A 23,357-nucleotide genomic window follows, 5' to 3' on the forward strand; every position below is an offset into this window, starting at 1 on the left:
CACTCGACCTTGGGCTACAGAGCACCGAACGAGTACGAGCGGCTAGCTGCCTAGACACCACTTATTGAGGTGTCCGGAGAAACTTGACCAGGCCAAAATCTGGTGGAAGGCCGTAGTCCCGCACTCCGCCTGTGCCGGGCGATGGGCCCTGCAGTCAACGAATCACCTGCCCGCCCACCGGCACCGTGGCCGCCCTCGGCGCCGTTTGCGCATGGGGCGCGGTTTCCCGCGACAGCGCCACGGCGATGAAGGTGAGCGCGCCGCCGATCATGATGTACACCGCCAGCGGCCACGAAGCGCCGGCCCAGGCCACCAGGGTGGCCGCCACGAACGGCACCGGGCCGCTGTGGATCAAGCCGCCGCCATGGTAGCCGATGGCCGAGCCGGTGTAGCGCAGTTCGGTGTCGAACTGCTCGGTGACGAAACTCGCCAGCGGCCCGTAAGTGGACGCATGCAGCAGCGGCAGGCACAGCATCAGCGCCAGGTACACGTTCAGCGCGCTGCCCGAATCCACCAGCCAGAAGATCGGAAACGCCAACAGCATGGTCGCCACGCAGCCGGCCATCAGCACCACCCGCCGGCCCAGCCGGTCGGCCACCAGGGCAATCAGCGGGATGGTGAAGATCTGCACCAGCGAGGCCAGGCACACCGCGCCCAGAATGGTCGCCCGCGACAGCCCGACGGTGGTAGAGCCGTACTTGAGGATGAACACCGTGGCGATGTAGAACAGGATGTTCGCCGCGGCCATGGCGAACATGGTGATCAGCACCGATTTACCCGCGCGCTTGAACACCTGGGCCACCGGGAAGCGCGCTTCCAGGCCCTGCGTTTGACCTCGGTGAAGGCCGGGGTTTCGGTGATTTTCAAGCGGATGTACAACCCCAGCACCACCAGCAGCGCGCTGGCGATGAACGGCACCCGCCAGCCCCAACTGAGCATTTGCTCCTCGGGCAGCAGTTGCACGAAGTAGAACGACGCGGTGGCCAGCACCAACCCGGCCGGGATACCACACTGCGGCCAGCTGCCATAGAACGCCCGGCGCGCCGGTGGCGCGTGTTCCACCGCCATCAGCACCGCGCCGCTCCACTCGCCGCCTATCGCCACGCCCTGCACCAGGCGCGCGGTGATCAACAGCACCGGCGCCCAGATGCCGACCTGCTCATAGGTGGGCATCAAGCCCACCGACAGGGTTGCCAGGCCCATCATCAGCAGGCTCAGCACCAGCATGGTCTTGCGCCCGAGGCGGTCGCCGAAGTGGCCGAAGACGATCCCGCCCAGCGGCCGGGCGATGAACGCCGCGCCAAAGGTGCCGAACGCCGCCAGGGTGCCGAGCAGCGGGTCGAGGGTGGGGAAGAACACCTTGTTGAAGATCAGCGCCGCCGCGGTGCCGAACAGGAAGAAGTCGAAATACTCCATCAAGGTGCCGATGAAGCTGGCCACCGCCACCTTCACGATCGAGGTGTGGGCAGTGCCTGCGTTGAGGTGTGGCATGGTTGCCTCCGAGGGATGCGTATTATTGTGTTTGTTCACCATCCTGACCGGCGCGGTGTGCCCACGATGGCCTGAGTGCTGTTTTGCAAGGGCTGTACCAGTTCGCCGGCAACCACCAACCCTTTGATTCCACTGCCTTTGCTGGCCGGTCACTGGCGCGTGTGGGGCGCCGGTGTCTTCGCCGCGTACACCGGCTACAGCGCCATGCCCTGGCCGCCGTCGAGGTACAGGGTTTCGCCGGTGAAAAAACCGATGTCACTGGCGTACAACAGGCCGATCAGCCGCGCCACGTCGGCCGCCTGGGCGGGGCCACCGACCGGAATGCGCGAAGCGAGAAACGCCTTGATCTTCTCGCTGGCGAGAAAGTCTTTGTTGAGGTCTGTTTCGATATACCCCGGGGCCACCGTCAACACGCGGATGCCGCGGCTGGCCCATTCCACCGCCAGGCAGCGCCCGACCGCCGCCACCGCGGCCTTGGAGGCGGCATAGGCGGCGTTGCGGCGCACCCCGAGCTTGTCGAAGAACGAGCCCAGGTTGACGATCAGCCCACCCTCGCCCTGCAGGTACGGGTAGGCCAGTTGGCACAGTGAAAAGGTCGCGGTGACGTTGGTCTGCAGCACCTGGTCGAAGTCGGCCAGGCTCTGCTCCCGGGCCGGGCCTTCGAGGTGGATACCCGCGTTGTTGACCACCCCGTCGATGCGCCCCACTTCGGCGGCGAACGCCGCCAGCGCCTGGCCCATGCTGGCGCGGTCGAGGATGTCGCCCTTGAGCAGCACCAGGTTGGCCTTCAACGCCGCCGGCACCTCGATGCCCTCCGGGCCTTCGCCGCGGCGCGACAGGCAGCCGACCCGGTGGCCCTGGCGGGCCAGTTCCAGCGCGACCACCGCGCCGATGCCACGGCTGGCGCCGGTGAGGAAGATATGTTTGCTCGGCATGGTCAGCAGTCCTTGAAGTGGGGGGCGCGTTTGCCAACAAAGGCGGCCATGCCCTCGTTGGCGTCTTCGGTTTGAAACGCCAGGCTGGCGAGGTCGGCCTCGCTGCGCAGGCCGTCGGCCAGGTGGCTGCCCAAGGCCCGCTCCACCGCTTGGCGGGCAAAGCCCATGGCTGCCAGGCTGTGGCCGCTGAACTGCTCGGCCAGGGCCAGTGCCGCGGCCAGCGCGTCCCCTTCGACCACCTGGTTGACCAGGCCCATTGCCAGTGCCTCCGGCGCCAGCAGGGTGCGGCCGGTCAGCACCAGTTCCAGCGCCCGCGCCTGGCCGACCAACCGGGGCAAGCGCTGGGTGCCGCCATAGCCGGGCATCAGCCCCAGCTTGACCTCCGGCAGGCCGAGCTTGGCCTGTGCGCTGGCCACCCGGAAGGTACAGGCCATGGCCAGTTCCAGGCCGCCGCCAAAGGCATAGCCGTTGATCGCGGCGATGCTCGGCACCGGGAAGCCATCGAGCCGGGCGAAGGTGCGTTGGCCGGCCTCCAGGCCGGCGCGTTGCTCGGCCAGGCTGCGGTTTTGCAGCTCTTTGATGTCGGCGCCGGCGCAGAACGCCTTGGCCCCGGCACCGGTGATCAACAGCGCGCGGATGCCCCAGTGCGCGGCCTCGTCGAGCGCCTCGCGCAGTTCCTGGAGGATCTCGAAGCTCAAGGCGTTGAGCGCCTCGGGGCGGTTCAGGGTGATCAGGCCGAAGGGCCCTTCGCGGGTCAGTTCTACAGCCATCGGGGTGCTCCTGTGAGGGTGCCTAAAGGGGTTACTTGATGGTCAGGCCGCCGTCGACCATGACCGCCGCGCCATGCATGAACGCCGCCCCGGGCCCGGCCAGGAACAGCGCCACATGGGCGATGTCCAGCGCTTGGCCGACGCGCCCGGCGGGCACCGCGGTGACCACTTTCATCAATTTGGAATCACGCTCGGCCAGCACCGTTTCGGTCATCGCGGTGTCGATCATGCCGGGGCAGATGGCGTTGGCGCGGATGCCCTTGCGTCCGTAGTCATAGGCCAGTTGCCGGGTAAAACCGAGCACCGCGTGCTTGCTCGAGGTGTAGGCGGCGCCGCCACCGCCGGCAAAGCAGGCGGCCACCGAGGCCACGTTGATCACCACGCCCTGGCCGCGGCCGAGCATGGCCGGCAGCAGCGCGTGGGTGAGGCGGAACAGGCTTTTCACGTTGACGTCGAAAATCCGGTCCCACAGCGCCTCCGGGGTGTCGAGGCAACGGGCGTAGCCGTCCAGCGCGCCGGCGGTGTTGCACAGAATATCGATGGCGCCGAAGGCTGCCTCGGCGCGGCCGGCGGCCTCGGCCAACGCCGCGCCATCGGTTAGGTCCACCGGCAGGCAGCACAACTGCCGCGCGCCGGCCGCCTGTTCATCGGCCAGCCGCGCCAAGCCTTGGCTGTCGCGGTCCAGCGCGACCACCCGGGCGCCGGCGGCGAGGAACAACTCGGCCTGGGCCCGGCCGATGCCAGAGGCGGCGCCGGTGATCAGCGCAACCTGGCCGTCGAGGCTGAGCAGGCTGGCGATGTGGTTCGGGGTGAGGCTCATGGTGTGGTCTGCCTTAATGTGTTTGTGGGGGTTGCTGGCTCTTCGCCCGGCACAGCCGGCCTCCCACCTGGTCTGTGTTAAGACTCACGTGGGAGGCCGGCTGTGCCGGGCGATGGGCCCTCGAACCATGCTCAGCATTCTTCAACCCCCACCAACGGCCGGTCAGTCAGCGCACAGCGTTTGAGCAACGCCGAGGGCCGGTAGCGGTCTTCGCTGTAATGCCCCTGCAGCGCCTCGATCACCGCCGCCACCCTGACCGCGCCCAGTTCAGAGGCCCAGGCCAGCGGCCCGCGCGGGTAATTCACCCCGTAGCCCATGGCGCGGTCGATGTCTTCGGCCTTGGCCACCCCTTGCAGCACGGTGTCTGCCGCCTCGTTGGCGAGCATCGCCACGGTGCGCAGCACCACCAGCGCCGGGCTGTCTTCGACCCGGCTGACCACCCAGCCGGCCGCCTGCAGCAACCCGGCGGCGGCCACCAGCGCCGCTTCACCGGCCTGGTCGGCCTTGGCCAGGGCCAGCCGCCCGGGCTTGGCGAAGTCCAGCGCGAGGTCAAACAGCACCAGCTGCTCCAGCCCCTGCTCGGCCGCGCGCTGGGTAGCGCTGCGGCCGTCGCTGAAGGCCAGGGTGCAACCCGGCAGGCGCAGCAGGCCCTGGCCGATGGCGCGCTGCACCTCGATGCCGGCCGCGGCAAAGGCCGCCACCAAGGGTTCGGCCGGGCCCAGGTCGCCTTCTACCCGCACCACGGCCGGCGCCGGCCGCGGTGGTTCGCTGCGCGGCACCAGGGCCGCGGCGCTGCCGCTGTAGTCGTAAAAGCCGCGGCCGCTCTTGCGCCCCAGGCGGCCAGCGCTGACCAGCTCTTGCTGGGCCAGCGACGGCTTGAAGCGCGGGTCTTGGAAGTAGGCGTTGTACACCGAGCAGGTGACCGCGTAGTTCACGTCATGGCCGATCAGGTCCATCAGCTCGAACGGGCCCATGCGAAAACCGCCGCCTTCGCGCAGCAGGGCATCCACGGTGGCGACGTCGGCCACGCCCTCCTCCAGCAAGCGCAGGCCCTCGGCGTAGAACGGCCGCGCCACGCGGTTGACGATAAAGCCCGGCGACGAGCGCGCGTACACCGCCTGTTTGCCCCAGGCGCTGGCGGTGGCAAACAGGGTGGCGCGGGTCGCCTCGCTGGTGGCCAGGCCAGACACCACCTCGACCAAGGCCATCAGCGGCGCCGGGTTGAAGAAGTGCAACCCGGCCAACCGCTCCGGGTGCGCCAGTGGCGCGGCGATCGCGGTGATCGACACCGACGAGGTATTGCTCGCCAACAGCGCCCGGGGTGGCACGATGGCCTCGAGCTGCTGGAACAACCGCTGCTTGGCGGCCAGGTCTTCGACGATCGCCTCGATCACCAACTGCGCCTCGGCCACCTGCTCCAGGCGTTCGGCCACCCGCAGCGCGGCGATCGCGCGGGTGGCCTGTTCGCTGCTCATGCGGCCCTTTTCAACCAGCCGGCGAAAGTTCGCCCGCACCGCCTCGCAGCTCTTGGCGGCGGCGCCCTCACGCACATCGAACAGCCACACCGGGTGCCCGGCGGCCGCCGCCACCTGGGCAATGCCGCTGCCCATGGCGCCAGCGCCAATCACCGCGACCGTGGCCGACACGTTCAAGGCGGCCACGGTCAGGCGCCCCTGACCATCGACACCACCGCCTTGCCCTGCACCTGGCCGTCACGCACCAGGCTCAGTGCTTCGGCGGCGCCGTCGAAGGCAAACAGGCGCATCACCCGTGGGCGCACCGCGCCCTCGCGCCACAGGCGGAACAGTTCATCCTGGGCGGCCAGCACCTTCTGCGGGGTGCGGTCGCGGTAGTCGCTCCATTGCAGGCCGCACACGGCGATGTTCTTCAGCAGCAGGTAATTGACCTTCAGCGTGGGGATCTCCCCGGCGGCAAAGCCGATGATCACCACCCGCCCGCACCAGGCGGTGGCGCGCAAGGCGCCGGCAAAAAACTGATCGCCCAGCGGGTCGATCACCACATCCGCGCCGCGGCCCTCGGTGGCGGCGTACACCTGCTCGCGGATGCTGTCTTTCAGGTTGCCGCCAGAGAGGTCGATGATGTGGTCGGCGCCAGACTCTTTCGCCACCTGCGCCTCGATCGGTGAGCGCACCGCCGCCAGCACGGTGGCGCCAAGGCCCTTGGCGATCTGCACCGAGGCCAGGCCAATGCCGCCGGCGGCGCCGCCAACCAGCACGGTTTCACCGGCACGGTACTGGCCGCGCTCAACCAGGGCGAAGTAGGCGGTCTGGTACACCAGGCCCATGGCGGCGGCTTCGGGGAAGTCCAGCCCTTCCGGCAGGTGGAAACTCTGCGCCGGGGTGGTCAGCGCCTGCTCGGCCAGCGCGCCCCACTCGATCTGCGACATGATCCGGTCACCGCGGCGGTAACCCTGCACGCCCTCGCCCACCGCGCTGACCACCCCGGCAAAGTCCTTGCCTGGGGTGAACGGCCGCGGCGGCAGCAACTGGTATTTGCCCGACACCACCAGCACGTCGGGGAAGTTGATGCCGGCGGCTTTTACCTGCACCAGCAATTGGCCGGGGCCGGGCACCAGGTCGGGGACCTCGTCGATGGTCAGTACATCGGGTTCGCCGTGTTCGTGTACGCGGTAACTGAGCATGGGGGCCTCCGGTCAAATAAGCAGCAAAGGGTCTTGGGTTTCGTTCAGGCGCGGCGCGCCGGCGCAGGCCTGGGCCGCGCGGAACAGCGGCGCGATCGGCGTCGGCAGGGCCGGCAAGCGCTGGCCACCGGCCTCGACCTCGCGCTCGAACAGCTTGCGCGCGCTGGCCTGGGCGCTGTGCGCGGCTTCCTCGAGGGTGGCGACGATCGAACAGCACACGTCTTGCCCAGCGAACAACTGCCGCCAGTGCTCGGCCGGCCGCGCGGCGATGCGCTCGGCGACCGCGGCCTTAACCTGCTCGGCCGGGGCATCCTCGGCCTGCAGCGCCTCGGGCAGCTCGATCAACCGGCAGAAGTTGGCCCAGAACTTCGCCTCGATCGGCGCCGCGGCCAGGTAGCGGCCGCACTGGGTGGGGTAGATCTGGTAACGCGGCGAGCCGCCAGTGACCAGCTCATCGGCCATGCCCGGCCAGCGGCCGAGGGCAAAGCCGTTGCCCAGGCCCCAATAGAGAAACGGGAACAGGTTGTCGGCCATCGCCACGTCGAGGTAGCAACCGCAGCCGGTGCGGTCGCGCTGGGCCACCGCCAGGAGGATGTTCATCACCGCCGGGTAGGCGCCACCGGCCACGTCGGCGGCGAGGATCGGCGGCAGCACCGGCGCACCGCCGGCGCCGGTCAGGCTCAGCGCGCCGGTTTCGGCCATGTAGTTGAGGTCATGGCCGGCGTCCTGGGCCTTGGGGCCGGTCTGGCCCCAGCCGGTGATCGAGCAGTACACCAGCTTCGGGTTGATCCGCCGCACGGCTTCATAGCCCAGGCCCAGGCGCTCCATCACCCCGGGGCGAAACTGCTCGATCAGCACGTCGGCGCGTTCCAGCAGCGGCCGCAGGCGGGCCAGGGCATCCGGCGCCTTGAGGTCGAGGGCGATGCTTTGCTTGCCGCGGTTGAGCAAGGCGAAGTTGACGCTGTCTTCGCCCAGGCGGGGTTCGTAGCTGCGCATTTCGTCACCGCGGCCGGGTTTTTCCAGCTTGACCACGCGGGCGCCGGCGTCGGCGAGGATCAGGCTGGCCAGCGGGCCGGGTAGCAGGGTGCTGAAGTCCAGCACGAGCATGCCTTGCAGCGGTTGCATAGGGTCACCTTCTTGTTAGTGTTATGGGGTGTGGGTTACGCGGGTTTTGGGGCTACTGGCCCCTTGTGTTCACGCGCCGTCCCTGCGCTGGCGCGCCACCCGCGCCCGCCGCGCCGGGGCGTAGGCCGGTTCGGCCAGCGCCTGGTACAGCGCCTCAGTGGTGTCGCAGTGCTCGGCAAGGCCGGTGCGTTCGAGCAGTTCGATGGGGCCTTCGGGGTAGCCCAGGCCGAGCTTGAGGGTGAGGTCGAGGTCCGCGGCGCTGGCCAGGCCGGCGTCGAGCTTGGCCAGGGCGGCGTTGTAGTAGGGGCGCACCAGGCGGTTGACGATGCGCCCGGGGAAGTCCGCGCACACCGCGGTGAGCAGGCCGTGGGCTTCGAACAACCCGCGGGCCTGGGCAATGGCCGCCGCCGGGGTGGCCGGTTGGCGGACGATCTCGACCAGGTCGCTGGGCGCGCCATGGCCCAGGCGGAAGCGGGCGAAGCCGAGCACCTGGCTGCCCTCCTCGCCGCGCTGCTCGCCGGTGTGTACGCCCAGGCATTCATCGCCCAGCTCGATCAAAATCAACGCGAAGCAGCCGGGTTCGGCCAGTTCGGCGTAGGCTTGGCCGGCCTCGCTGCCGAGGATCAACAGCACCTCGGCGTGGGTGGTGGCGGCCTGGCACAGCGGGTGGTCGGCGGCGAAGGAGCGGCTGGCGCCGGCCCGCACAAGGGTGTGACTCATCGGTCAGCTCCCGTAGATAGTGTTGGAGGCGTAGTTGAGAAAGCCGCCCTGGGTTTTACGCCCCAGGCGCTTCGCCGCGACCATCCGCCGTAACAGCGGTGGGCAAGCGGCGCGGGGTTCCTGGGTGATGCCGTGGAGCGCTTCGCAGAGCAGCACTTGGGTGTCCAACCCGACCAGGTCGAGCAGCTCCATCGGGCCCATCGCGTAGCCCAGCGCGCCCTTGATGGCCTTGTCGATCTCGGCCGGCGCGGCCACGCCCTGCTCCACCAGGCGAATGGCGTCGTTGTTGAACGGCACCAGGAAGCAGTTGAGGATGAACCCGGGTTGGTCCTGGGTTTTCACCGGCTGCTGGCCCAGTTGCAGGCAGATCTCCCAGGCGCGCTCGAAGGTCGCCGCGGCGGTCAGCAGCCCAGGCGACATCTCTACCAGTTTCATCAGCTGCGCCGGCAAGCAGAAGTGCATGCCCACAAAGCGCTCGGGGCGGCCGCTGACGGCGGCGATCTCGGTGATCGACAGGGTCGAGGTGTTGGAGGCAAACAGGGTGTGCTCGCCGCAGTGGGCGTGCAGCGCCTGGAACACCTCGGCCTTGACCGCGAGGTCTTCGAACACCGCTTCGATCACCAGGTCTGCCCCGGCGACCTCGGCCGGGTCGCTGGCCAGCTGTACCCGCGCCATGATCTCGGCCACCTGCGCTTCGCTGAGCTTGCCGCGGGCCACCGACTTGGCAAAAAACGCCGCCATGTTCTGCCGCGCCGCGTCGAGGCGGCTGGGGTCTTTGTCGAACAGCGTGGTGCGCGCGCCGCCGCGCGCGGCGACGATGGCGATGCCGGTGCCCATGGTGCCGCAGCCGGCCACGGCGATGGAAAGTGTGTTCATCTGGGGGCTCCCTTAGCGGTCGATGAAACTGCGGCCGATGATTTGCCGGTGGATCTGGTTGGTGCCTTCCCAGATCTGCTCGATCTTGGCGTCGCGGAACAGCCGCTCTACCCGGTATTCCTTGCAGTAGCCGTAGCCGCCGTGCAGTTGGATGGCTTCAGTGGCCATGCGCATGGCCAGGTCCGAGGCGCGCATTTTCAGGATCGAGGCCTCTACGCCGATGTCGTGCGCGCCGCTGTCGACCTGGCGCGCCAGGTTGAGCATCCAGGCTTCGCACAGGGCCAGTTCCGAGGCGAGGTCGGCCAGCAGGAACTGAATGCCCTGGAACTCGATGATGCGTTTGCCCGACTGCTTGCGCCCGTTGATGTAGGCCACCGCATCGCTGAACGCCGCGCGGGCGATGCCCAGCGAGTGCGCGCCCACGCTGGGGCGGGATTTGTTCAGCGAGGCCAGGAGTATCTTCAGGCCCTCGCCCGGGCCGCGCAGCAGGTTGGCCCGGGGCACCCGGCAGTGGTCGAAGTTCAGCGTGGCGGTGCTCGAGGCGCGGTGGCCGAGTTTGTCTTCCAGGCGCGCCACGCTCAGGCCGGGGGTGCCTTTTTCCAGCACCAGGCAGGCGATCGCCTGGCGCGCATCGCTGACCCCGGCCCATTTGCCGAACACCAGGTAGAGGTCGGCCACATCGCCATTGGTGATGAAGGTTTTCGAACCGTTGACGACAATCTGCTCGCCGTCTTCACGGAACGTGGTGCGCATCCCGGTGGCGTCGGAGCCGGCGTCTGGCTCGGTGATCACCAGCGCGCCGAGGCCGCCGCCGGCGATCACCGGCAACAGCCGCTGTTTTTGTTCCTCGTTGCCGAATTCGACGATCGGTTTGATCGCGTGGTAGTTGGTGGCCCAGATGATCCCGGTGCTGGCGCAGGCGGCGCTGATCTCGCGCACGCAGGCCAGATACGCCAGGTAAGACATCTCGGCGCCGCCGTAGGCCTCGGGGATGAACATCGCGTTCAGGCCCAGGGCGTTGATGGCCTCGATGTTCGCCCAGGGGAAGCTTTTGCTTTCATCGTAATGGGCGGCGCGCGGGGCGATTTCGTCCCGGGCCAGGGCCTGCACCGACTCCAGCAGCATGGCTTCTTCGGCGTTCAGGCCCAGTTGGCGGTCGAGCCGTTCGATCACGTTCATCGCGGTTCCTTGCTCCGGGCTCAGTGGCCGAAGGTGTCGGGGTTGGGCTTGCGCTTGGCAGCAAAGGCTTCTTTCAGCTCATGGGCTTCGGCCGAGTCCAGGTAAGGCCGCAGCAGCAGGTCGTGGCTGACCCGCGCCAACCCGGCCACGCCGTTGTGGCGGGCGGTAAAGGCGGCCTTCAGCGCGGCCAGCGCATAGGCGCCGCGCTCGGCCACTTGCAGGGCCATTTCGCGGGTGGCGGCCTCCAGCTCGGCGTCGGGCACCACCTTGTTCACCAGGCCGTAGGCCAGCGCCTGCTCGGCGCTGAGTTTGTCGTTGAGGAACCACATTTCCTTGGCCCGGCGCTTGCCGACCAGGTCTTCGAGGTACCAGGTGCCGTAGCCGGCGTCGAAGCTGCCGACCATCGGCCCGACCTGGCGGAACACCGCGCTTTGCTTGGCGATCGACAGGTCGCACACCACTTGCAGCACGTTGCCGCCGCCGACCGCGTAGCCGTTGACGCTGGCGATCACCGGTTTTTGCAGGCGCTCGATGGCGTCGTACATCTCCAGGGTCGGCAGCACGCCGGCGTACAGCAGTGAATCCTCCATGCCGTCCTTGCGCCCACCGGCGCAGAAGAACCGATCACCGGCGCCGGTGATCACCAGCACCCGGGTGCGGGTTTCACAGCGCACCGCTTCGATGCAGTCGCGGATTTCCAGGCACATGGCCTTGGTGAACATGTTGCCGTCTTCGGGGCGGTTCAGCGTGAGCGTGCCGATGGGGCCGTCTTCGTGGTAGAGGATGGTGTCGTAGTGCATGGCCGTTCCTTGTTATTGGAGGGGTCAGATCAGCTTGTTCTGGCGCAGGCGCTGCAAGTGTTCTGGCGAATAGCCAAGCACATCGCCCAGCACTTCGCCGGTGTGTTCGCCCAAACGCGGCGGCGCGCTGCGGTAACCGGCGGCCTGGCCGTCGAGCTGGATGCCCAGGCCCACCTGGGGCAGCGCATGGCCGTCGCGTTCTATCTGGAAAAACAACCCGCGGTCATGGAAGTGGGCGTCGTCGGTGACCTGGTCCACCCGGTAGATCGGCCCGGCCGGCACGCCGGCCTCGGCCAGCAGCTCAAGCCACTGCGCGCGCGGCTTGTGGCGCAGGATCGCGGCGATCGCCGCGACGATGTCGTCGCGCTGTTCGCGGCGCTGGGCGTTGCTGGCGAGGTTCGGGTCCAGGCCCATCTCGGGGCGCTCGACCAAGGCCCAGAAGCGCTGCCAGATACGGTCAGTGCCCAGGCTCAGGGTCAGCGGTTCGTCGGCGGTGTCGAAGGTTTGGTAGATGGCGATCACGCTGTCGCGCCCGCCGGTGCGGCGGAACACTTCGCCCGAGCCCATGTACGGCACGATCCGTGGCGAGGTGAAGCGGATCATGCTTTCGGTCAGGGTGATGTCCAGCGTGGCGCCCTCGCCGCTCAACTGGCGCCGGTACAGCGCGGCGAGCACGCCGAAGGCGCAATCGCTGCCGGCGAGCATGTCGGCGGCCGGCGCGCCGACCTTTTGCGGCGAGGCTTCGGCGGGGCCGGTGAGGTCCATGATGCCGCTGTAGCCTTCGGCGATCAGGTCATAGCAGGGCCGCCGGGCGTTGCGCCCGCTCAGGCCGAAGCCGGTGATGCAGGCCACGATCAGCCCCGGGCGGCCCTCGCGCAGTTGCGCCGGGGCCATGCCCAGCTTGGCCTGCACGTCGGGGGTCTGGTTGATCACCACTACATCGGCGCGGTCGATCAGCGCATCGAGCACCTGGCGGCCTTCGGGCTGGGTGTAGTCGAGGCACACGCTGCGCTTGTTGCGGTTCACGCTGAGGAACCACAGCGATTCGCCGTCGAGAAACGGCGGGCCCCAGTAGCGGGCGTCGTCGCCGGCCTTGCGTTCGACCTTGATCACCTCGGCGCCCAGGTCTGACAGCAGCATGGTGCCGTAGGGCCCGGCGATCGAGGTGGTGAGGTCGATCACCCGCACCCCTTCGAGCACTGAGAACGACGACCCGCAACGCCCGTGTGGCAATGAGTTGGCTAGCATGAAGGGCACCTGTTTGTTGTTGTGTGCTCGCGGTTGCAGGTGAGGATTGCAACGCCCATGCCATGGAATAAAGTTTGCTTAGCGTTCAAGCAGTTAGCCGTTTAGGCCGGCCGGGGGTGATTGACAGCCCCGCGGCATTGGCCGATTTTGTCGCTGGCGCAGACACCCCCGAGAGCGAAACTGTCGTTGGCGACAACAGGCAGCCCAATAATGACAAGCGAGGTGTGACATGACCCACCCCCGGTTCGACCTGGTGGTGTTCGATGGCCACGGGCAGGCGGTATTCCATACCCCAGGGGCCCAGGCACCGGCCTTGCAACGGCATGTTCAGGCGCGTATCGCCGCGGCGCCAGCGCGCCAGCAACTGCTGCCACTGGAGTACAACAGCGAGCCCTGGCTGCTGCTGTGGATGCGCCACGCCGAGCACACCCTGGCGATCATCCATGACGACAGCATCGACCACACCCTGCTCGACTTCATTGCCTCGGTCGACATCGCCTTCGACATCCTCCGGCACTTCATCACCAACCCCTACGAAGGCATCACCGTGGTCGATAAACACGCCGTGCTGCGCTACATCAGCCCGGTGCATGAGCGCTTTTTCGGCTTCAAGCCCGGCGGCGCGGTGGGCTTGCCAGTGGCTGAGGTGATCGAAAACACCCACCTGCACGAGGTGGTGCGCAGCGGCAAGGCGGAGATCGGCCAAGTGCAGGAAATGCGCAACACCTCGCGGGTGGTCAACCGCATCCCGATCACCCGCGACGGCGAGGTGGTGGGCGCCATCGGCCGGGTGATGTTCCGCGCCCCGGAAGAGGTGCACGAGCTCAGCCGGCAGATTTCCTCGCTGCGCGCGGAGGTGAGCTACTACGAAAAAGAACTCACCCGGCTGCGCCACCGCGCCTATGGTTTGGAAGAGATCGTCGGCGAAAGCGAGGCGATCATGGCGCTGAAGGCGCAAATTCGGAAAGTCGCGCCGCTCGACGTGCCGGTGTTCATCGCCGGTGAGAGCGGCACCGGCAAGGAGCTGGTGGCCCACGCGATCCATAACCTCAGCCGCCGTGGCGAAAAACCCATGGTGGTGGTCAATTGCGGCGCCCTGCCCGGCACCCTGGTTGAAAGCGAGCTGTTCGGCTACGACCCCGGCGCCTTCACCGGGGCCAAGCGCGAGGGGCGCATGGGCAAGTTCGAAATGGCCGACCGCAGCAGTTTGTTCCTCGATGAAATCGGCGATTTGCCGCTGGAGGCGCAGGTCAAGCTGCTGCGGGTGCTCGAGGGCAGCCATTTCGAGCGGGTGGGCAGCAACAAGGCCCGCTCCACCGACTTCCGCCTGATCAGCGCCACCAACCGCGACCTGAAGCGCGCGATCCACGAGCAGGCCTACCGCGCCGACCTGTACTTCCGCATCAACGGCGTGACCCTGACCATCCCGCCACTGCGCGAGCGCAAGGGCGACGTGCCGATCCTGGTGCGCCACTTCATCACCCACATTGCCCAGCGGGTGGGCTCGAACGTGCGCAGCATCACCCCCGAGGCGCTGCTGTTGCTGCAACGCCAGCCCTGGCCGGGCAACGTGCGCCAACTGCACCACGAGGTGCAACGGGCGATCATCTTCGCCAACCACACCGAGCTGGCGGTGCAGGACTTCAGCCACCTGCTCGAAGGGCTCGACCCGGCCAGCGCCGCGGAGCTCGCCGGTGACGACAGCGCCAGCCTGAGCATGAAAGACACCATGGGCAGCGTGGAGCTGAACCTGATCCGCGACGCGCTCAAGCGCTTCAACGGCAACAAGAAACGCGTGGCCGAGGAGTTGGGGATTTCGCGGTCTTACCTGTACAAGCGGCTGGCCGATCTGGGCTAGGGTTTCCCGGCCCTTCGCCCGGCATAGCCGGAGTGCCGGACCACGGCCTCCCACCAGATTTGTATTGTCTCGGAAATCAAGGACAACACAGACCTGGTGGGAGGCCGGCTGTGCCGGGCGAAGGGCCCTCCCATTCCCCCTGCAACACTGCCCGCCCCGCCACGTCGGCCAGCACCTGGCGTTCCGCGCGCCACACGCTCACCGTGAGGGTGTCGCCGGGGTATACCGGCGCGATAAACCTTGCCCGCAGCGCGCGCAGGCCTTCCGGCTGGCCGCCCAGGCCGAGGTTGACCAGGGCGTAGGCCACCGCGCCCAGGGTGCACAGGCCATGCAGGATCGGCCGCTCGAAGCCGGCCTGGCGGGCCACCGCAGGGTCCACATGCAACGGATTGCGGTCGCCGCAAAGGCGGTACAGCAAGGCCGCCTGCGGGCTGATCGGCCAGCGCAGGCTGGCGTCCGCCGGCCGCGCCGGGGCCTGCGGCCGGTACGCTGGGGGCGCGGGCGGCCCGCCGCAGCCACCCTCGCCCCGGCAATATTCCACCCAGCGCAGGCTGGCCAGGCACTCGCCGCTGCCGGCCAGGTGCAGGGTGCGCTCGGTCACCAACAGCGCGCCACGGCCGGGGCCTTGGTCGTACACCGCGGCCACCCGGCTGCGGCTGTACACCGTGGCGGCCAGCGGCAGCGGCCGGTGCCAGGTGATCGCCTGCTCCACGTGCAGCACCTGGCGCCAGTCCAGGCCAGTGGCCGGGGCCATCAGCCAGAAGCCCGGGTAGCCGAGGGTGACCACCTGGGTGGGCAGCACCTTCAATCCGGCCTCATGGGTGAACGCCAGCGGCGCCGGCTCGCCCTCCCAGGCGCCGGCGCCGACCGCCAGCGCATAGCGCATGCAATCCTCGGCGGTGTATGCCTGGCGCACCTCGGGGAAGCGCCAGCCGAGCAAGCGTTCGCGGGCCAGGGCCATGCCCGCGGCCTAGGCGCAGGTGCCCTGGGCGCGGGCCACCCAGCGCACCGGCTGCGGCGCCAGGCTGCCGGCCTTGACCTGCTCGCACAGGGCGCGCTTGAGGATCTTGCCACTGGCAGTGAGCGGGAACGCCTCGGCGCAGTAGAAGTACTCCGGCATGTCGAACTTCGACAGCCCCGCGTCGGCGAGAAACTCCAGCATCTGCTGGCCGTCGATCACCTCGCCGCCCACGGTGATGATGCCCAGGCAGACCTTCTCGCCGAGGCGCTCGTCGGGCACCGGGAAGGCTGCAGCCTTGAACACCAACGGGTGGCGCAGGGCGAAGTTCTCGATCTCGGCCGGGTAGATGTTGTGGCCGCCGCGGATGATCAAATCCTTCGAACGGCCGACGATGCTCAGGTTGCCATGGGCATCGAGGGTGCCGAGGTCGCCACTCATGAACCAGCCGCTGCTGTTGAACGAGCCCTGGGTGGCCGCGTCGTTGCCAAAGTAACCGAGCATCAGCACCGCGCCACGGCCGCCGATTTCACCGATTTCGCCGGGGCCGGCTTCGCTGTCCTTGTCGTCGACCTTGAACAGCTTGACCTCATACACCGGTTGCTGGCGGCCTACCGCCTGGCCCACGGTGCGGGTCAGCACGGCCACTTCGTCGTGGCGCATGGGGCAGTGGTGCGAGCCGTTTTCGGTCATGCCGTAGATGTTCTGCGGGGTCACGCCCAGTTCGATCAGGCGCCGGGCAATCTCCGCCGGGATGGCCGCGCCGGCCATGTAGAAGGTGTGCACCTGGCCCAGGCGCTCTACCCCTTCGCGGCGCATCGCCTGCAGCAGGTCGATGGCGTGGGTGGGCACCCCGAGCAGGTAGCTGGCGCCGGTGGCGAGGATCCGCTGCAGCAGGCTTTCGCCCTTGGCCACATCGTTGACCACCAGTTCGCAGCCGCTGACCAGTTGCTGCTCGAAGCCCACCGTGGCGATGTGATGGCTGACCGGCCCGAGGCAGAACATCACCGTGTCGCGGCTGACCTGCCAGTCGGCGACCAGCGCCCGGCCGTTGGCCAGCAGGGTGTTATCACTGTGCATCAAGGCTTTGGGCAGGCCGGTGGTGCCGGAGGTGTAGGCCAGGTACACGACCTTGTCGGGGTTGGTGTTTTCCGGCGGCAGTGGCAGTTGCCGCTCAAGGCCCGGGAAGGCCAGCGCACCCGTGGGTAGGCCCGCGGTGCTGCCATGGGGGTTGAGGGCGTACACCCGGCACATGCCGCCCTTGGCCGCCAAGCGGCTGAACACGCAGTGCTGGTCGCTGTCGGCGCCCCAGCCCGGCTGGCCAATGAACGCGCGGGTGCCAACCCGTTCGAGCAGGGTCAGCACGTCTTCGACGGTGTGGTTCTGGTGCAGCGACTGCGAGCACACATAGCCGTTGCGCGAACAGGCCAGGTACAGCACGAAGCACTCCGCGCGGCTGGGTAGCCAGGCGGCGACGCGGTCACCGGTGCGCAGGCCGGCGGCGTGCAGGTCGGCGGCCAGGGCATCGCTCCAGGCCAGCAACTGCTGCCAGCTCAAGCTGCGCGCGCGGTCGCGCACGGCGCAGGCCTCGGGGCTGCGCTCGGCGTTGCGGCGGGCCATCCCGTACAGCGTTACGTTTTGCCAAAGGCCCTGATCGTAGTACTGGCGCGCCAGCGAAGGGTCGTGCAGGGTCATCAGATTTGAACGCATGGAAGCCTCTAATTGTTGTTGTGAGGAGTTCACCGCGAAGGTACAGGCAGGTTTTGCAAAACCCAGGCCAGGCGGCCGGGGCCCGGTTTACCGGCCCCGGCGCCGGGCCAGTGTCGCTGCCGGCTACACCCCTGGCCGGGGCGACTACAGGCCGGTTCGCCCGCGCCGCGGCGTTAGCGCGCGGGCAGCGGGCTTTTGTTGGTGCGCCACAGGCGTTGTTCGGTCAGCGCTTGCCCGGCGATCGCCAGGCACCGGTCATGCTGCGGCTGGTGGCTGAAGCCCAGGTGCTGGTAGAACGCCGCGGCGCGGGTATTGCCCTCAAGCACCCACAGCGTGGTTTCGGTATAGCCACGGCGCAGCAGCTTGGCCAGGGCGGCTCGCATCAGCGGGGTGCCGATGCCGCAGCGCCAGTGGGTGGGCGCGAGGTAAATGGCTTCGACCTCGCCCACCAAGGCGTGGGCGTCGGCGTCGCGGCTGGGCCCGGCGGCGATCCAGCCGACCACCTGGGGGCCGTGCTGGGCCACCAGTACCAGTTGCTCGGCGGCCAGCGCCTGGCGCCATCGGGCCTCGCGCGCTGCCAGTTGCTGGCCCAGGCGCTCAAGGTAGGCGGCCGGCAACACATGCGCGTAGGCCGCCTGCCAGGCGCTGATGTGGATGCCGGCGATGGCCGCGGCGTCGTCCACCTGGGCTTCGCGAATCCATAACGGGTTCATGGGGGCTCCTGCCTTGGAAATAACCCGAAGCATAAGCGCTGCGGTACTTTTATCGAAAGCGCTGATAGCCACCATCATCAGTGATGCGTTCCGCTGTTGGGCCGGGGCCGGGACAATACCCCCGAGTATTCGAACAGGAACCCGACCGTGCGCCCATTGCTCCCCCTCGCCGCCCTTGCCTTGCTGGCCGGCTGCGCCAGCGCCCCCAACCAGCCCAGCCTGACCCTCACCACTCACAAAACCCCCGAGGCCTTCACCGCCTGCGTGCTGCCCAAGCTGGAGGGCGATGCGTTGCACCCCACCTTGCAGCAAACGGCGCGCAACTACCGGATCGTGGTGCCCAGCTCGCTGGCGGCGGACAAAGTCATCGATGCCTACAAGGCGGCCGACGGCGGCAAGGTGTTCGTGTATGAACGCAGCGTGTTGAGCGGCGGGTTGAGCCGCGTGGCGAAGGCCTGTGTGTAGCCTTTGGCGGCCCCTCGCCCGGCACAGCCGGCCTCCCACGGTCTCTGTATTGCTACGTAAATCAATGGCTTACATAAATCTGGTGGGAGGCCGGCTGTGCCGGGCGATGGGCCCTGAAACTCATGCACAAAATCAGCAGAGCTCACAGATCGCCCCCCTCCATGCAGCGCTGAAATGACTTAAGTGAACAGCACTACGGCACAGCCGCCCACGGATTGAACTGGAGCTATAGGAAGGGCATGAGGGTTGCTCTTGCTCTTGCTCTTGCTCTTGCTCTTGCTCTTGCTCTTGCTTTTGGTGCGCGATCGCCCAGGCGCCGCCGAACGCGCGATTCGGGAGGCCGAGTGGAGGTGTCGCGGAAGGGGTCGAGGCGCAGGGATGCGCCGAGAGCGGCGATTGGCCAGGGATGGCCCTTCGCCGCGGGCCCCTGGAGCGGCGCCGGAGCGAGGGAACCCCCGCCGTAGGCGGGGGCCGGACGATTGAGCGCAATGCCTTTTGGTTACTTTTGGGCGAAACCAAAAGTAACCCGCCGTAAGGGCGGAAAGGTGAAGTGGTGTCTCCAGAAAAAACGGATCAGCTCACTGGCTCAAAACCCTAGAATCCCCCACCAGCCCCGTGTGGCATTGGAAATCAAAGACCACACAAATCTGGTGGAAGGCCGTAGTCCCGCACTCCGGCTGTGCCGGGCGATAGGCCCTCACGCCTTGCCCCAGTCGGCCCCCTGAGTATTCACATACAGCGCATACAGGCTCTGGCTCGCGGCCATGAACAGGCGGTTGCCGTGGCGCCCGCCAAAGCACAGGTTGGCGCAGCGTTCGGGCAGGTGGATGTGGCCGATCGGCGTGCCATCAGGGGCGAACACGCGCACGCCGTCCAGCGCATCGCTGCCCATGCCCCAGCCGCACCAGAGGTTGCCGTCTACGTCGACCCGGAAACCATCCGGGGTGCCGGGGCCGGCGTCGATCAGCGTGCGGCCTTCGCTGAGGCGGTTGCCGGCCTCCACCCGGTACACGCGGATGCGCCGCGGCTGGGCGCGGGACTCCACGATGTACAGCAGCGATTCATCCGGTGAGAACGCCAGGCCATTGGGGCCTACCGCCTCGGCATCGACGCAGGTGATCGCCAGGGTGTCTGGGCACACCCGGTAGGTGCGCGCCGGCAGTTCGGGCTCGGCCTTGTCGCCCTCGTACCAGCCGGCGATGCCGAACGGCGGGTCGGTGAACCAGATCGTGCCATCGCGCTTGACCACCACGTCGTTGGGGGAATTCAGCGGTTTGCCTTCGAACTGGTCGGCCAGCACGGTGATCGCGCCGTTGTATTCGGTGCGGGTCACCCGCCGGCCCTGGTGCTCGCAGGTGATCAAGCGGCCCTGGCGGTCACGGGTGTTGCCGTTGGCGTAGCGGGCCGGCGCGCGGAACGGGCTGACCTGCCCGGTGTGTTCGTCCCAACGCAGGATGCGGTCGTTGGGGATGTCGCTCCACAGCAGGTAGCGGCCGTCGCCCACCCACACCGGGCCCTCGCCCCAACGGCAGCCGCTGTGCAGCCGTTCGACCGCGGCATTGGCCAGGCGGTAGCGATCAAAACGTGGGTCGAGAGAGACGACGGCTGGGTCCGGGTATCGGCTGCTGGGCTGCCACATGGGAAGGTCCTTATTAACTGAACGCCAAAAAGCTGAAGAAAGGTTCATCGAAACAGTGCCAAGGGCCCGCGCCAGAGCCGGCCGCCGGGGATTACACTGAACTCGTACGATGACCGACGACACCCTACCCCAGGGCCGCGCTTACCGTACACCCCCGACTCACAAGAATAAAACGAGCGCCCTATGACCCCTGCTTCCCCGTCCCGCTGGCTCGGCATCGCCGGCTCATTGATGGTGGGCCTGTTCGTGGCCTACATCGACCGTTCCAACCTCTCGGTGGGCCTGGCCGAGATCGCCAAGGATCTTGGCTTCGCCGGCGCCGACTTCGCGGTCACCTCCAGTTGGCTGTTGACCATCTTCCTCATCGGCTACGCCCTGGCGAACATCCTCGGGGGCCTGTTGACCCGCCGCTATGACCCCAAATGGGTGGTGATCAGCATGTTCGCGCTGTGGTCGGTGGCCACCCTGGTGGCCGGCTTCGCCAGCTCGGTCGCGGTGCTGCTGGTGTGCCGGTTGATCCTCGGCATCGCCGAGGGCGTGTACTGGCCGCAACAGTCGCGCTTCGCCAGCGCCTGGTTCGCCCCCCGCGAGCTGACCCGGGCCAACAGTATCATCCAGTACTACGGCCAGTTCGGCGCGCTGGCGCTGGGGTTTTTCATCCTCACCCCGCTGTGCGAGGCGATCGGCTGGCGGCATACCTTTTTGCTCACCGGCGCCATCGGCCTGGTGTTCATCGTGCCGCTGTACTGGCTGGCGCTCAAGCCGCAACGCCAGGCGCCTTACTACCAGGCCAGCAGCGCGCAGCGGCCACCCGCGCTGACCTTCCAGGCCCTCGGCGGCAGCGCGTTCGTGCTTCTGGTGATCAGCTACATCACCCAGGGCATGCTGTTCTGGGGCATCACCCTGTGGATCCCGATGGTGGTCAAGTCGCTCGGTTACAGCGGTTGGGCCCAGGCCGGCTTCAGCGCCCTGCCCTACGCGGCGGCGTTGCTGCTGGCGGTGCCGATGGCGATGATCAGTGACCGCAGCAACAAACGCGTGCTGGTGGCCAGCCTGGGCTTGATCATCCCTGGCGCTATCCTGCTGTTGCTGCCGCAGTTCGCCGAAGGCTACGCCAAGCTAGTAGTGCTGACGGTAGCCATGGGCTTTTACGCCAGCAGCTATACCCCGAACATCTGGTCGATCCTGCAAACCACCGTGGCGCCCAGCGCGGTCGGCCCGGCCTCGGGCATCATGAACGGGCTGGGCGCTGGCGGCGGTGGCACCCTGGCCGGGTTTATGGTCGGCATGCTGTACCAAGCGACCGGTTCGTACACCACCGGCTTTGTGGTGCTGGGCGCGCTGGTGATCCTCGGCGGGGTGCTGTTGCTGGTGTCTGGGCAGTTGACCGCGCGGCGCCGTGGGGCGCCGCAGGTGGCGGTCGCCCGCTAGCCCGGCTTCAGGCCATTCTGCGCAAACAGCACCTGCAAGAACACCTCTACCAAGCGTTCCTTGGCGCTGTTGCGCTTCCACATCAGCCCCAACTGGCGGCACACCCCCGGGGCTGGCAAGGGGATTTGCGCCAGTTGGCCCAGTGGCGAGTGAATCGGCCGCCACTGCGGCACCAGCGACACCCCCAAGCCGCCCTGGACCATCGCCGCGATGGCGTCGAGGGCGTCGAACTCGAAGCGCTCGTGCGGCACGATGCCGGCGTTCACCAGGTACTGCTCGGCCAGCATGCCGCCGTAGGAGCGCCGGTGGTAGCGGATGAACGGCTCACTGCGCAGCACCTCATGGGGGTCGCGCCCGGCCATGGCCGGTGGCGCCAGCACCACGAAGGGCTCGTCGACCAACGGCCGCCAGGCGTACTCCTTGGACAACTCGAACGGCGGCGCCACCAGGATGGCGATGTCGATCTGGCCGTCGAGCACCTTGCGGTGCAGTTCGGTGGAGAACGCTGGCTCCACATGGGGGCGCAGGTGCTCGTAATTCTCGATCAGCGTGGCCAGCACGTTGGGCACCAGCCAGGCCAGCGCGGTGGTGATGCAACCGATGCGCAAATCCCCCACCACTGAATCCAGCGCGGCAATCGCCTTCAGCTCGCGCGCCCGCAGCAGCAGGGCCTGGGCCGGTGCCAGCAAGGCCGAGCCGGCGGCGGTGAGTTGCAGGGTGCGGCCGGTGCGCACCAGCAGCGGCTGGCCGATTTCGTCTTCCAGTGCGCGAATGCGCTGGGCCACCGCGGTGGGCGTGAGGTTGAGCTTGCGCGCCGCGGCGGCAGCCGAACCGAGCTGGGCCACCTGCAGGAAGCTGTCGAGGTAACGGGTGTCCATAGTGAATTATTTTTGGATTCTAAAGGTAGAAATACGCACTTTAGTTATTTTCAGTGCTTTTGCAAACTGGGGCCAACGCCGGCGCCAGGCCGGTATTCCAAGAACAATGCCGGGCACAGGGGCACCCCTGGCGTGCGGCGCGCCCGCAGGCCAGCGCCTGCCGGCCTACCTGAGAGGCGCCCCATGCGCAGTAAACTGTTCGTCCCCGCTTCCCGCCCCGAACTCTTCGCCAAGGCCCTCAACAGCCAGGCCGATGCGCTGAGCTTCGACCTCGAAGACGCCGTGGCCGAAAGCGCCAAGGCCAGCGCCCGTGAGCAATTGGCCGGGTTCCTGAGCGCGTGCCCGGCAACCGAGAAAACCCTGATCGTGCGGGTCAATGCCCAGGGCAGCGAGCACTACATGGCCGACCTGATGGCCCTGGTGCCCACCCGCGCCGGTGTGATCAACCTGCCCAAGGTCGAGAGCGCCGCGGCGATCGCCGAGCTGGCGCATACCCTGGAGCGCCTTGAGCAACAGGCCGGGCGCGCGCAGCCGCTGCGCATCCTCGCCAACATCGAGTCGCCCAAGGGCCTGCGCCTGGCCGCCGAGATCGCCGCCGCCCACCCGCGGCTGATGGGCCTGCAACTGGGCTTTGCCGACCTGCTCGAACCGCTGGGCATCGACCGCCGGGACACCGCCAGCGTGCGGCATATCCAGCTGAGCGTGCGCCTGGCCGCGGGCGAGGCAGGTTTGCCCAGCTTCGATTCCTCGTTCGCGGCGATCAACGACCCCGCCGGCTTCCAGGCCGAGGCGCGGCATGCGCGCACCCTGGGCTATGCCGGCAAATCGTGCATCCACCCCAGCCAGATCGACATGGCCAACGCCGCGTTCTTGCCGGGTGAACAGGAAATCGCCAGCGCCCAGCGGGTTGTGGCGGCGGCGATCGACGCCGAGAAAGCCGGCATCGGCGCTTACACGGTCGACGGCCAGATGGTCGACGGGCCGTTCGTGGTGCGCGCCCGCGAAGTGCTGCGCCAGGCACAACAGGCCGGCCTGCTGGCCTGAGCGCAACGGCCGCGCAACCGATCACAACAATAAGA

22 protein-coding genes are annotated in these 23,357 nt (G+C 67.9%); 4 read left to right on the top strand and 18 right to left on the bottom strand.

What is annotated here, in order from left to right:
- Positions 1-154: 154 nt before the first annotated feature.
- The 13 genes from ACFZCE_RS25780 to ACFZCE_RS25840 form a co-directional block, all read right to left on the bottom strand.
- Positions 155-793, bottom strand: coding sequence for an MFS transporter (locus tag ACFZCE_RS25780; protein WP_390943379.1), 639 nt, complete (start codon positions 791-793; stop codon positions 155-157).
- On the bottom strand, positions 763-1,491 hold the full coding sequence (locus ACFZCE_RS25785) for an MFS transporter (protein ID WP_390943380.1): 729 nt from the start codon (positions 1,489-1,491) through the stop codon (positions 763-765). The genes ACFZCE_RS25780 and ACFZCE_RS25785 overlap by 31 nt, the downstream gene beginning before the upstream one ends.
- Before the next feature lie 194 nt (positions 1,492-1,685).
- A complete protein-coding gene (locus ACFZCE_RS25790) occupies positions 1,686-2,426 on the bottom strand; it encodes an SDR family oxidoreductase (RefSeq protein WP_390943381.1) in 741 nt (246 codons plus the stop codon).
- A gap of 2 nt (positions 2,427-2,428) precedes the next feature.
- Positions 2,429-3,196, bottom strand: coding sequence for an enoyl-CoA hydratase-related protein (locus ACFZCE_RS25795; RefSeq protein ID WP_390943382.1), 768 nt, complete (start codon positions 3,194-3,196; stop codon positions 2,429-2,431).
- 31 nt (positions 3,197-3,227) lie between these two features.
- Positions 3,228-4,016 (bottom strand): glucose 1-dehydrogenase, encoded by a 789-nt coding sequence (locus ACFZCE_RS25800; protein ID WP_390943383.1) that lies wholly within the window; start codon positions 4,014-4,016, stop codon positions 3,228-3,230.
- A 131-nt stretch (positions 4,017-4,147) separates the two neighbouring features.
- Positions 4,148-5,677, bottom strand: a complete 1,530-nt coding sequence (paaH, locus tag ACFZCE_RS25805; RefSeq protein WP_390943384.1) for a 3-hydroxyacyl-CoA dehydrogenase PaaH — start codon at positions 5,675-5,677, stop codon at positions 4,148-4,150.
- 2 nt (positions 5,678-5,679) lie between these two features.
- The gene (locus ACFZCE_RS25810) at positions 5,680-6,678 is read right to left on the bottom strand and encodes a zinc-binding dehydrogenase (RefSeq protein ID WP_390943385.1); all 999 of its coding nucleotides are present in this window, start codon (positions 6,676-6,678) and stop codon (positions 5,680-5,682) included.
- 12 nt (positions 6,679-6,690) lie between these two features.
- Complete coding sequence (locus ACFZCE_RS25815) at positions 6,691-7,803, bottom strand: CoA transferase (protein ID WP_390943386.1); 1,113 nt, start codon at positions 7,801-7,803, stop codon at positions 6,691-6,693.
- 69 nt (positions 7,804-7,872) lie between these two features.
- Positions 7,873-8,523 carry a 3-hydroxyacyl-CoA dehydrogenase family protein gene (locus tag ACFZCE_RS25820; protein WP_390943387.1) on the bottom strand — a complete coding sequence of 217 codons (651 nt, stop codon included), beginning with the start codon at positions 8,521-8,523 and terminating at the stop codon, positions 7,873-7,875.
- A 3-nt stretch (positions 8,524-8,526) separates the two neighbouring features.
- Entirely contained in the window at positions 8,527-9,399 is an 873-nt protein-coding gene (locus ACFZCE_RS25825) for a 3-hydroxyacyl-CoA dehydrogenase NAD-binding domain-containing protein (RefSeq protein ID WP_390943388.1), read from the bottom strand.
- A gap of 12 nt (positions 9,400-9,411) precedes the next feature.
- Positions 9,412-10,578, bottom strand: coding sequence for an acyl-CoA dehydrogenase family protein (locus tag ACFZCE_RS25830; protein WP_390943389.1), 1,167 nt, complete (start codon positions 10,576-10,578; stop codon positions 9,412-9,414).
- 20 nt (positions 10,579-10,598) lie between these two features.
- Complete coding sequence (locus ACFZCE_RS25835; RefSeq protein ID WP_390943390.1) at positions 10,599-11,378, bottom strand: enoyl-CoA hydratase-related protein; 780 nt, start codon at positions 11,376-11,378, stop codon at positions 10,599-10,601.
- Positions 11,379-11,402: 24 nt separating this feature from the next.
- On the bottom strand, positions 11,403-12,626 hold the full coding sequence (locus ACFZCE_RS25840) for a CoA transferase (protein ID WP_390943391.1): 1,224 nt from the start codon (positions 12,624-12,626) through the stop codon (positions 11,403-11,405).
- 229 nt (positions 12,627-12,855) lie between these two features.
- Between ACFZCE_RS25840 and ACFZCE_RS25845 the strand changes: the two genes are divergently transcribed.
- Entirely contained in the window at positions 12,856-14,484 is a 1,629-nt protein-coding gene (locus tag ACFZCE_RS25845) for a sigma 54-interacting transcriptional regulator (RefSeq protein ID WP_390943392.1), read from the top strand.
- Between the two features lie 76 nt (positions 14,485-14,560).
- Here the strand turns inward: ACFZCE_RS25845 and ACFZCE_RS25850 are convergent, their stop codons facing one another.
- The 3 genes from ACFZCE_RS25850 to ACFZCE_RS25860 form a co-directional block, all read right to left on the bottom strand.
- Positions 14,561-15,445, bottom strand: coding sequence for a MaoC/PaaZ C-terminal domain-containing protein (locus ACFZCE_RS25850; RefSeq protein ID WP_390943393.1), 885 nt, complete (start codon positions 15,443-15,445; stop codon positions 14,561-14,563).
- Between the two features lie 9 nt (positions 15,446-15,454).
- Complete coding sequence (locus ACFZCE_RS25855; RefSeq protein WP_390943394.1) at positions 15,455-17,152, bottom strand: AMP-binding protein; 1,698 nt, start codon at positions 17,150-17,152, stop codon at positions 15,455-15,457.
- A gap of 173 nt (positions 17,153-17,325) precedes the next feature.
- Positions 17,326-17,865 (bottom strand): GNAT family N-acetyltransferase, encoded by a 540-nt coding sequence (locus ACFZCE_RS25860; RefSeq protein ID WP_390943395.1) that lies wholly within the window; start codon positions 17,863-17,865, stop codon positions 17,326-17,328.
- Between the two features lie 147 nt (positions 17,866-18,012).
- Here ACFZCE_RS25860 and ACFZCE_RS25865 point away from each other — a divergent pair, with 147 nt between their 5' ends.
- Positions 18,013-18,330, top strand: coding sequence for a hypothetical protein (locus tag ACFZCE_RS25865; RefSeq protein WP_390943396.1), 318 nt, complete (start codon positions 18,013-18,015; stop codon positions 18,328-18,330).
- A 697-nt stretch (positions 18,331-19,027) separates the two neighbouring features.
- Here the strand turns inward: ACFZCE_RS25865 and ACFZCE_RS25870 are convergent.
- Complete coding sequence (locus ACFZCE_RS25870; protein WP_390943397.1) at positions 19,028-19,969, bottom strand: SMP-30/gluconolactonase/LRE family protein; 942 nt, start codon at positions 19,967-19,969, stop codon at positions 19,028-19,030.
- A 183-nt stretch (positions 19,970-20,152) separates the two neighbouring features.
- Here ACFZCE_RS25870 and ACFZCE_RS25875 point away from each other — a divergent pair, with 183 nt between their 5' ends.
- The gene (locus ACFZCE_RS25875) at positions 20,153-21,400 is read left to right on the top strand and encodes an MFS transporter (RefSeq protein ID WP_390943398.1); all 1,248 of its coding nucleotides are present in this window, start codon (positions 20,153-20,155) and stop codon (positions 21,398-21,400) included.
- Here the strand turns inward: ACFZCE_RS25875 and ACFZCE_RS25880 are convergent.
- Positions 21,397-22,278 (bottom strand): LysR substrate-binding domain-containing protein, encoded by an 882-nt coding sequence (locus ACFZCE_RS25880; RefSeq protein ID WP_390943399.1) that lies wholly within the window; start codon positions 22,276-22,278, stop codon positions 21,397-21,399. The genes ACFZCE_RS25875 and ACFZCE_RS25880 overlap by 4 nt on opposite strands.
- 183 nt (positions 22,279-22,461) lie before the next feature.
- Here ACFZCE_RS25880 and ACFZCE_RS25885 point away from each other — a divergent pair, with 183 nt between their 5' ends.
- Entirely contained in the window at positions 22,462-23,322 is an 861-nt protein-coding gene (locus ACFZCE_RS25885; RefSeq protein ID WP_390943400.1) for an aldolase/citrate lyase family protein, read from the top strand.
- Positions 23,323-23,357 lie beyond the last annotated feature (35 nt).

The sequence above is a fragment of the Pseudomonas sp. NPDC007930 genome, from assembly GCF_042958985.1.
Lineage (GTDB): Bacteria > Pseudomonadota > Gammaproteobacteria > Pseudomonadales > Pseudomonadaceae > Aquipseudomonas.

What these genes read in the sequence shown, in the direction of transcription:
- ACFZCE_RS25870 (WP_390943397.1), bottom strand. Translation starts at nt 19,969, where the DNA reads ATGTGGCAGCCCAGCAGCCGATACCCGGACCCAGCCGTCGTCTCTCTC.
- ACFZCE_RS25800 (WP_390943383.1), bottom strand. Translation starts at nt 4,016, where the DNA reads ATGAGCCTCACCCCGAACCACATCGCCAGCCTGCTCAGCCTCGACGGC.
- ACFZCE_RS25860 (WP_390943395.1), bottom strand. Translation starts at nt 17,865, where the DNA reads ATGAACCCGTTATGGATTCGCGAAGCCCAGGTGGACGACGCCGCGGCC.
- ACFZCE_RS25855 (WP_390943394.1), bottom strand. Translation starts at nt 17,152, where the DNA reads ATGCGTTCAAATCTGATGACCCTGCACGACCCTTCGCTGGCGCGCCAG.
- ACFZCE_RS25815 (WP_390943386.1), bottom strand. Translation starts at nt 7,803, where the DNA reads ATGCAACCGCTGCAAGGCATGCTCGTGCTGGACTTCAGCACCCTGCTA.
- ACFZCE_RS25795 (WP_390943382.1), bottom strand. Translation starts at nt 3,196, where the DNA reads ATGGCTGTAGAACTGACCCGCGAAGGGCCCTTCGGCCTGATCACCCTG.
- ACFZCE_RS25790 (WP_390943381.1), bottom strand. Translation starts at nt 2,426, where the DNA reads ATGCCGAGCAAACATATCTTCCTCACCGGCGCCAGCCGTGGCATCGGC.
- ACFZCE_RS25845 (WP_390943392.1), top strand. Translation starts at nt 12,856, where the DNA reads ATGACCCACCCCCGGTTCGACCTGGTGGTGTTCGATGGCCACGGGCAG.
- ACFZCE_RS25825 (WP_390943388.1), bottom strand. Translation starts at nt 9,399, where the DNA reads ATGAACACACTTTCCATCGCCGTGGCCGGCTGCGGCACCATGGGCACC.
- ACFZCE_RS25880 (WP_390943399.1), bottom strand. Translation starts at nt 22,278, where the DNA reads ATGGACACCCGTTACCTCGACAGCTTCCTGCAGGTGGCCCAGCTCGGT.
- ACFZCE_RS25830 (WP_390943389.1), bottom strand. Translation starts at nt 10,578, where the DNA reads ATGAACGTGATCGAACGGCTCGACCGCCAACTGGGCCTGAACGCCGAA.
- ACFZCE_RS25875 (WP_390943398.1), top strand. Translation starts at nt 20,153, where the DNA reads ATGACCCCTGCTTCCCCGTCCCGCTGGCTCGGCATCGCCGGCTCATTG.
- ACFZCE_RS25835 (WP_390943390.1), bottom strand. Translation starts at nt 11,378, where the DNA reads ATGCACTACGACACCATCCTCTACCACGAAGACGGCCCCATCGGCACG.
- ACFZCE_RS25785 (WP_390943380.1), bottom strand. Translation starts at nt 1,491, where the DNA reads ATGCCACACCTCAACGCAGGCACTGCCCACACCTCGATCGTGAAGGTG.
- ACFZCE_RS25820 (WP_390943387.1), bottom strand. Translation starts at nt 8,523, where the DNA reads ATGAGTCACACCCTTGTGCGGGCCGGCGCCAGCCGCTCCTTCGCCGCC.
- ACFZCE_RS25810 (WP_390943385.1), bottom strand. Translation starts at nt 6,678, where the DNA reads ATGCTCAGTTACCGCGTACACGAACACGGCGAACCCGATGTACTGACC.
- ACFZCE_RS25885 (WP_390943400.1), top strand. Translation starts at nt 22,462, where the DNA reads ATGCGCAGTAAACTGTTCGTCCCCGCTTCCCGCCCCGAACTCTTCGCC.
- ACFZCE_RS25850 (WP_390943393.1), bottom strand. Translation starts at nt 15,445, where the DNA reads ATGGCCCTGGCCCGCGAACGCTTGCTCGGCTGGCGCTTCCCCGAGGTG.
- ACFZCE_RS25840 (WP_390943391.1), bottom strand. Translation starts at nt 12,626, where the DNA reads ATGCTAGCCAACTCATTGCCACACGGGCGTTGCGGGTCGTCGTTCTCA.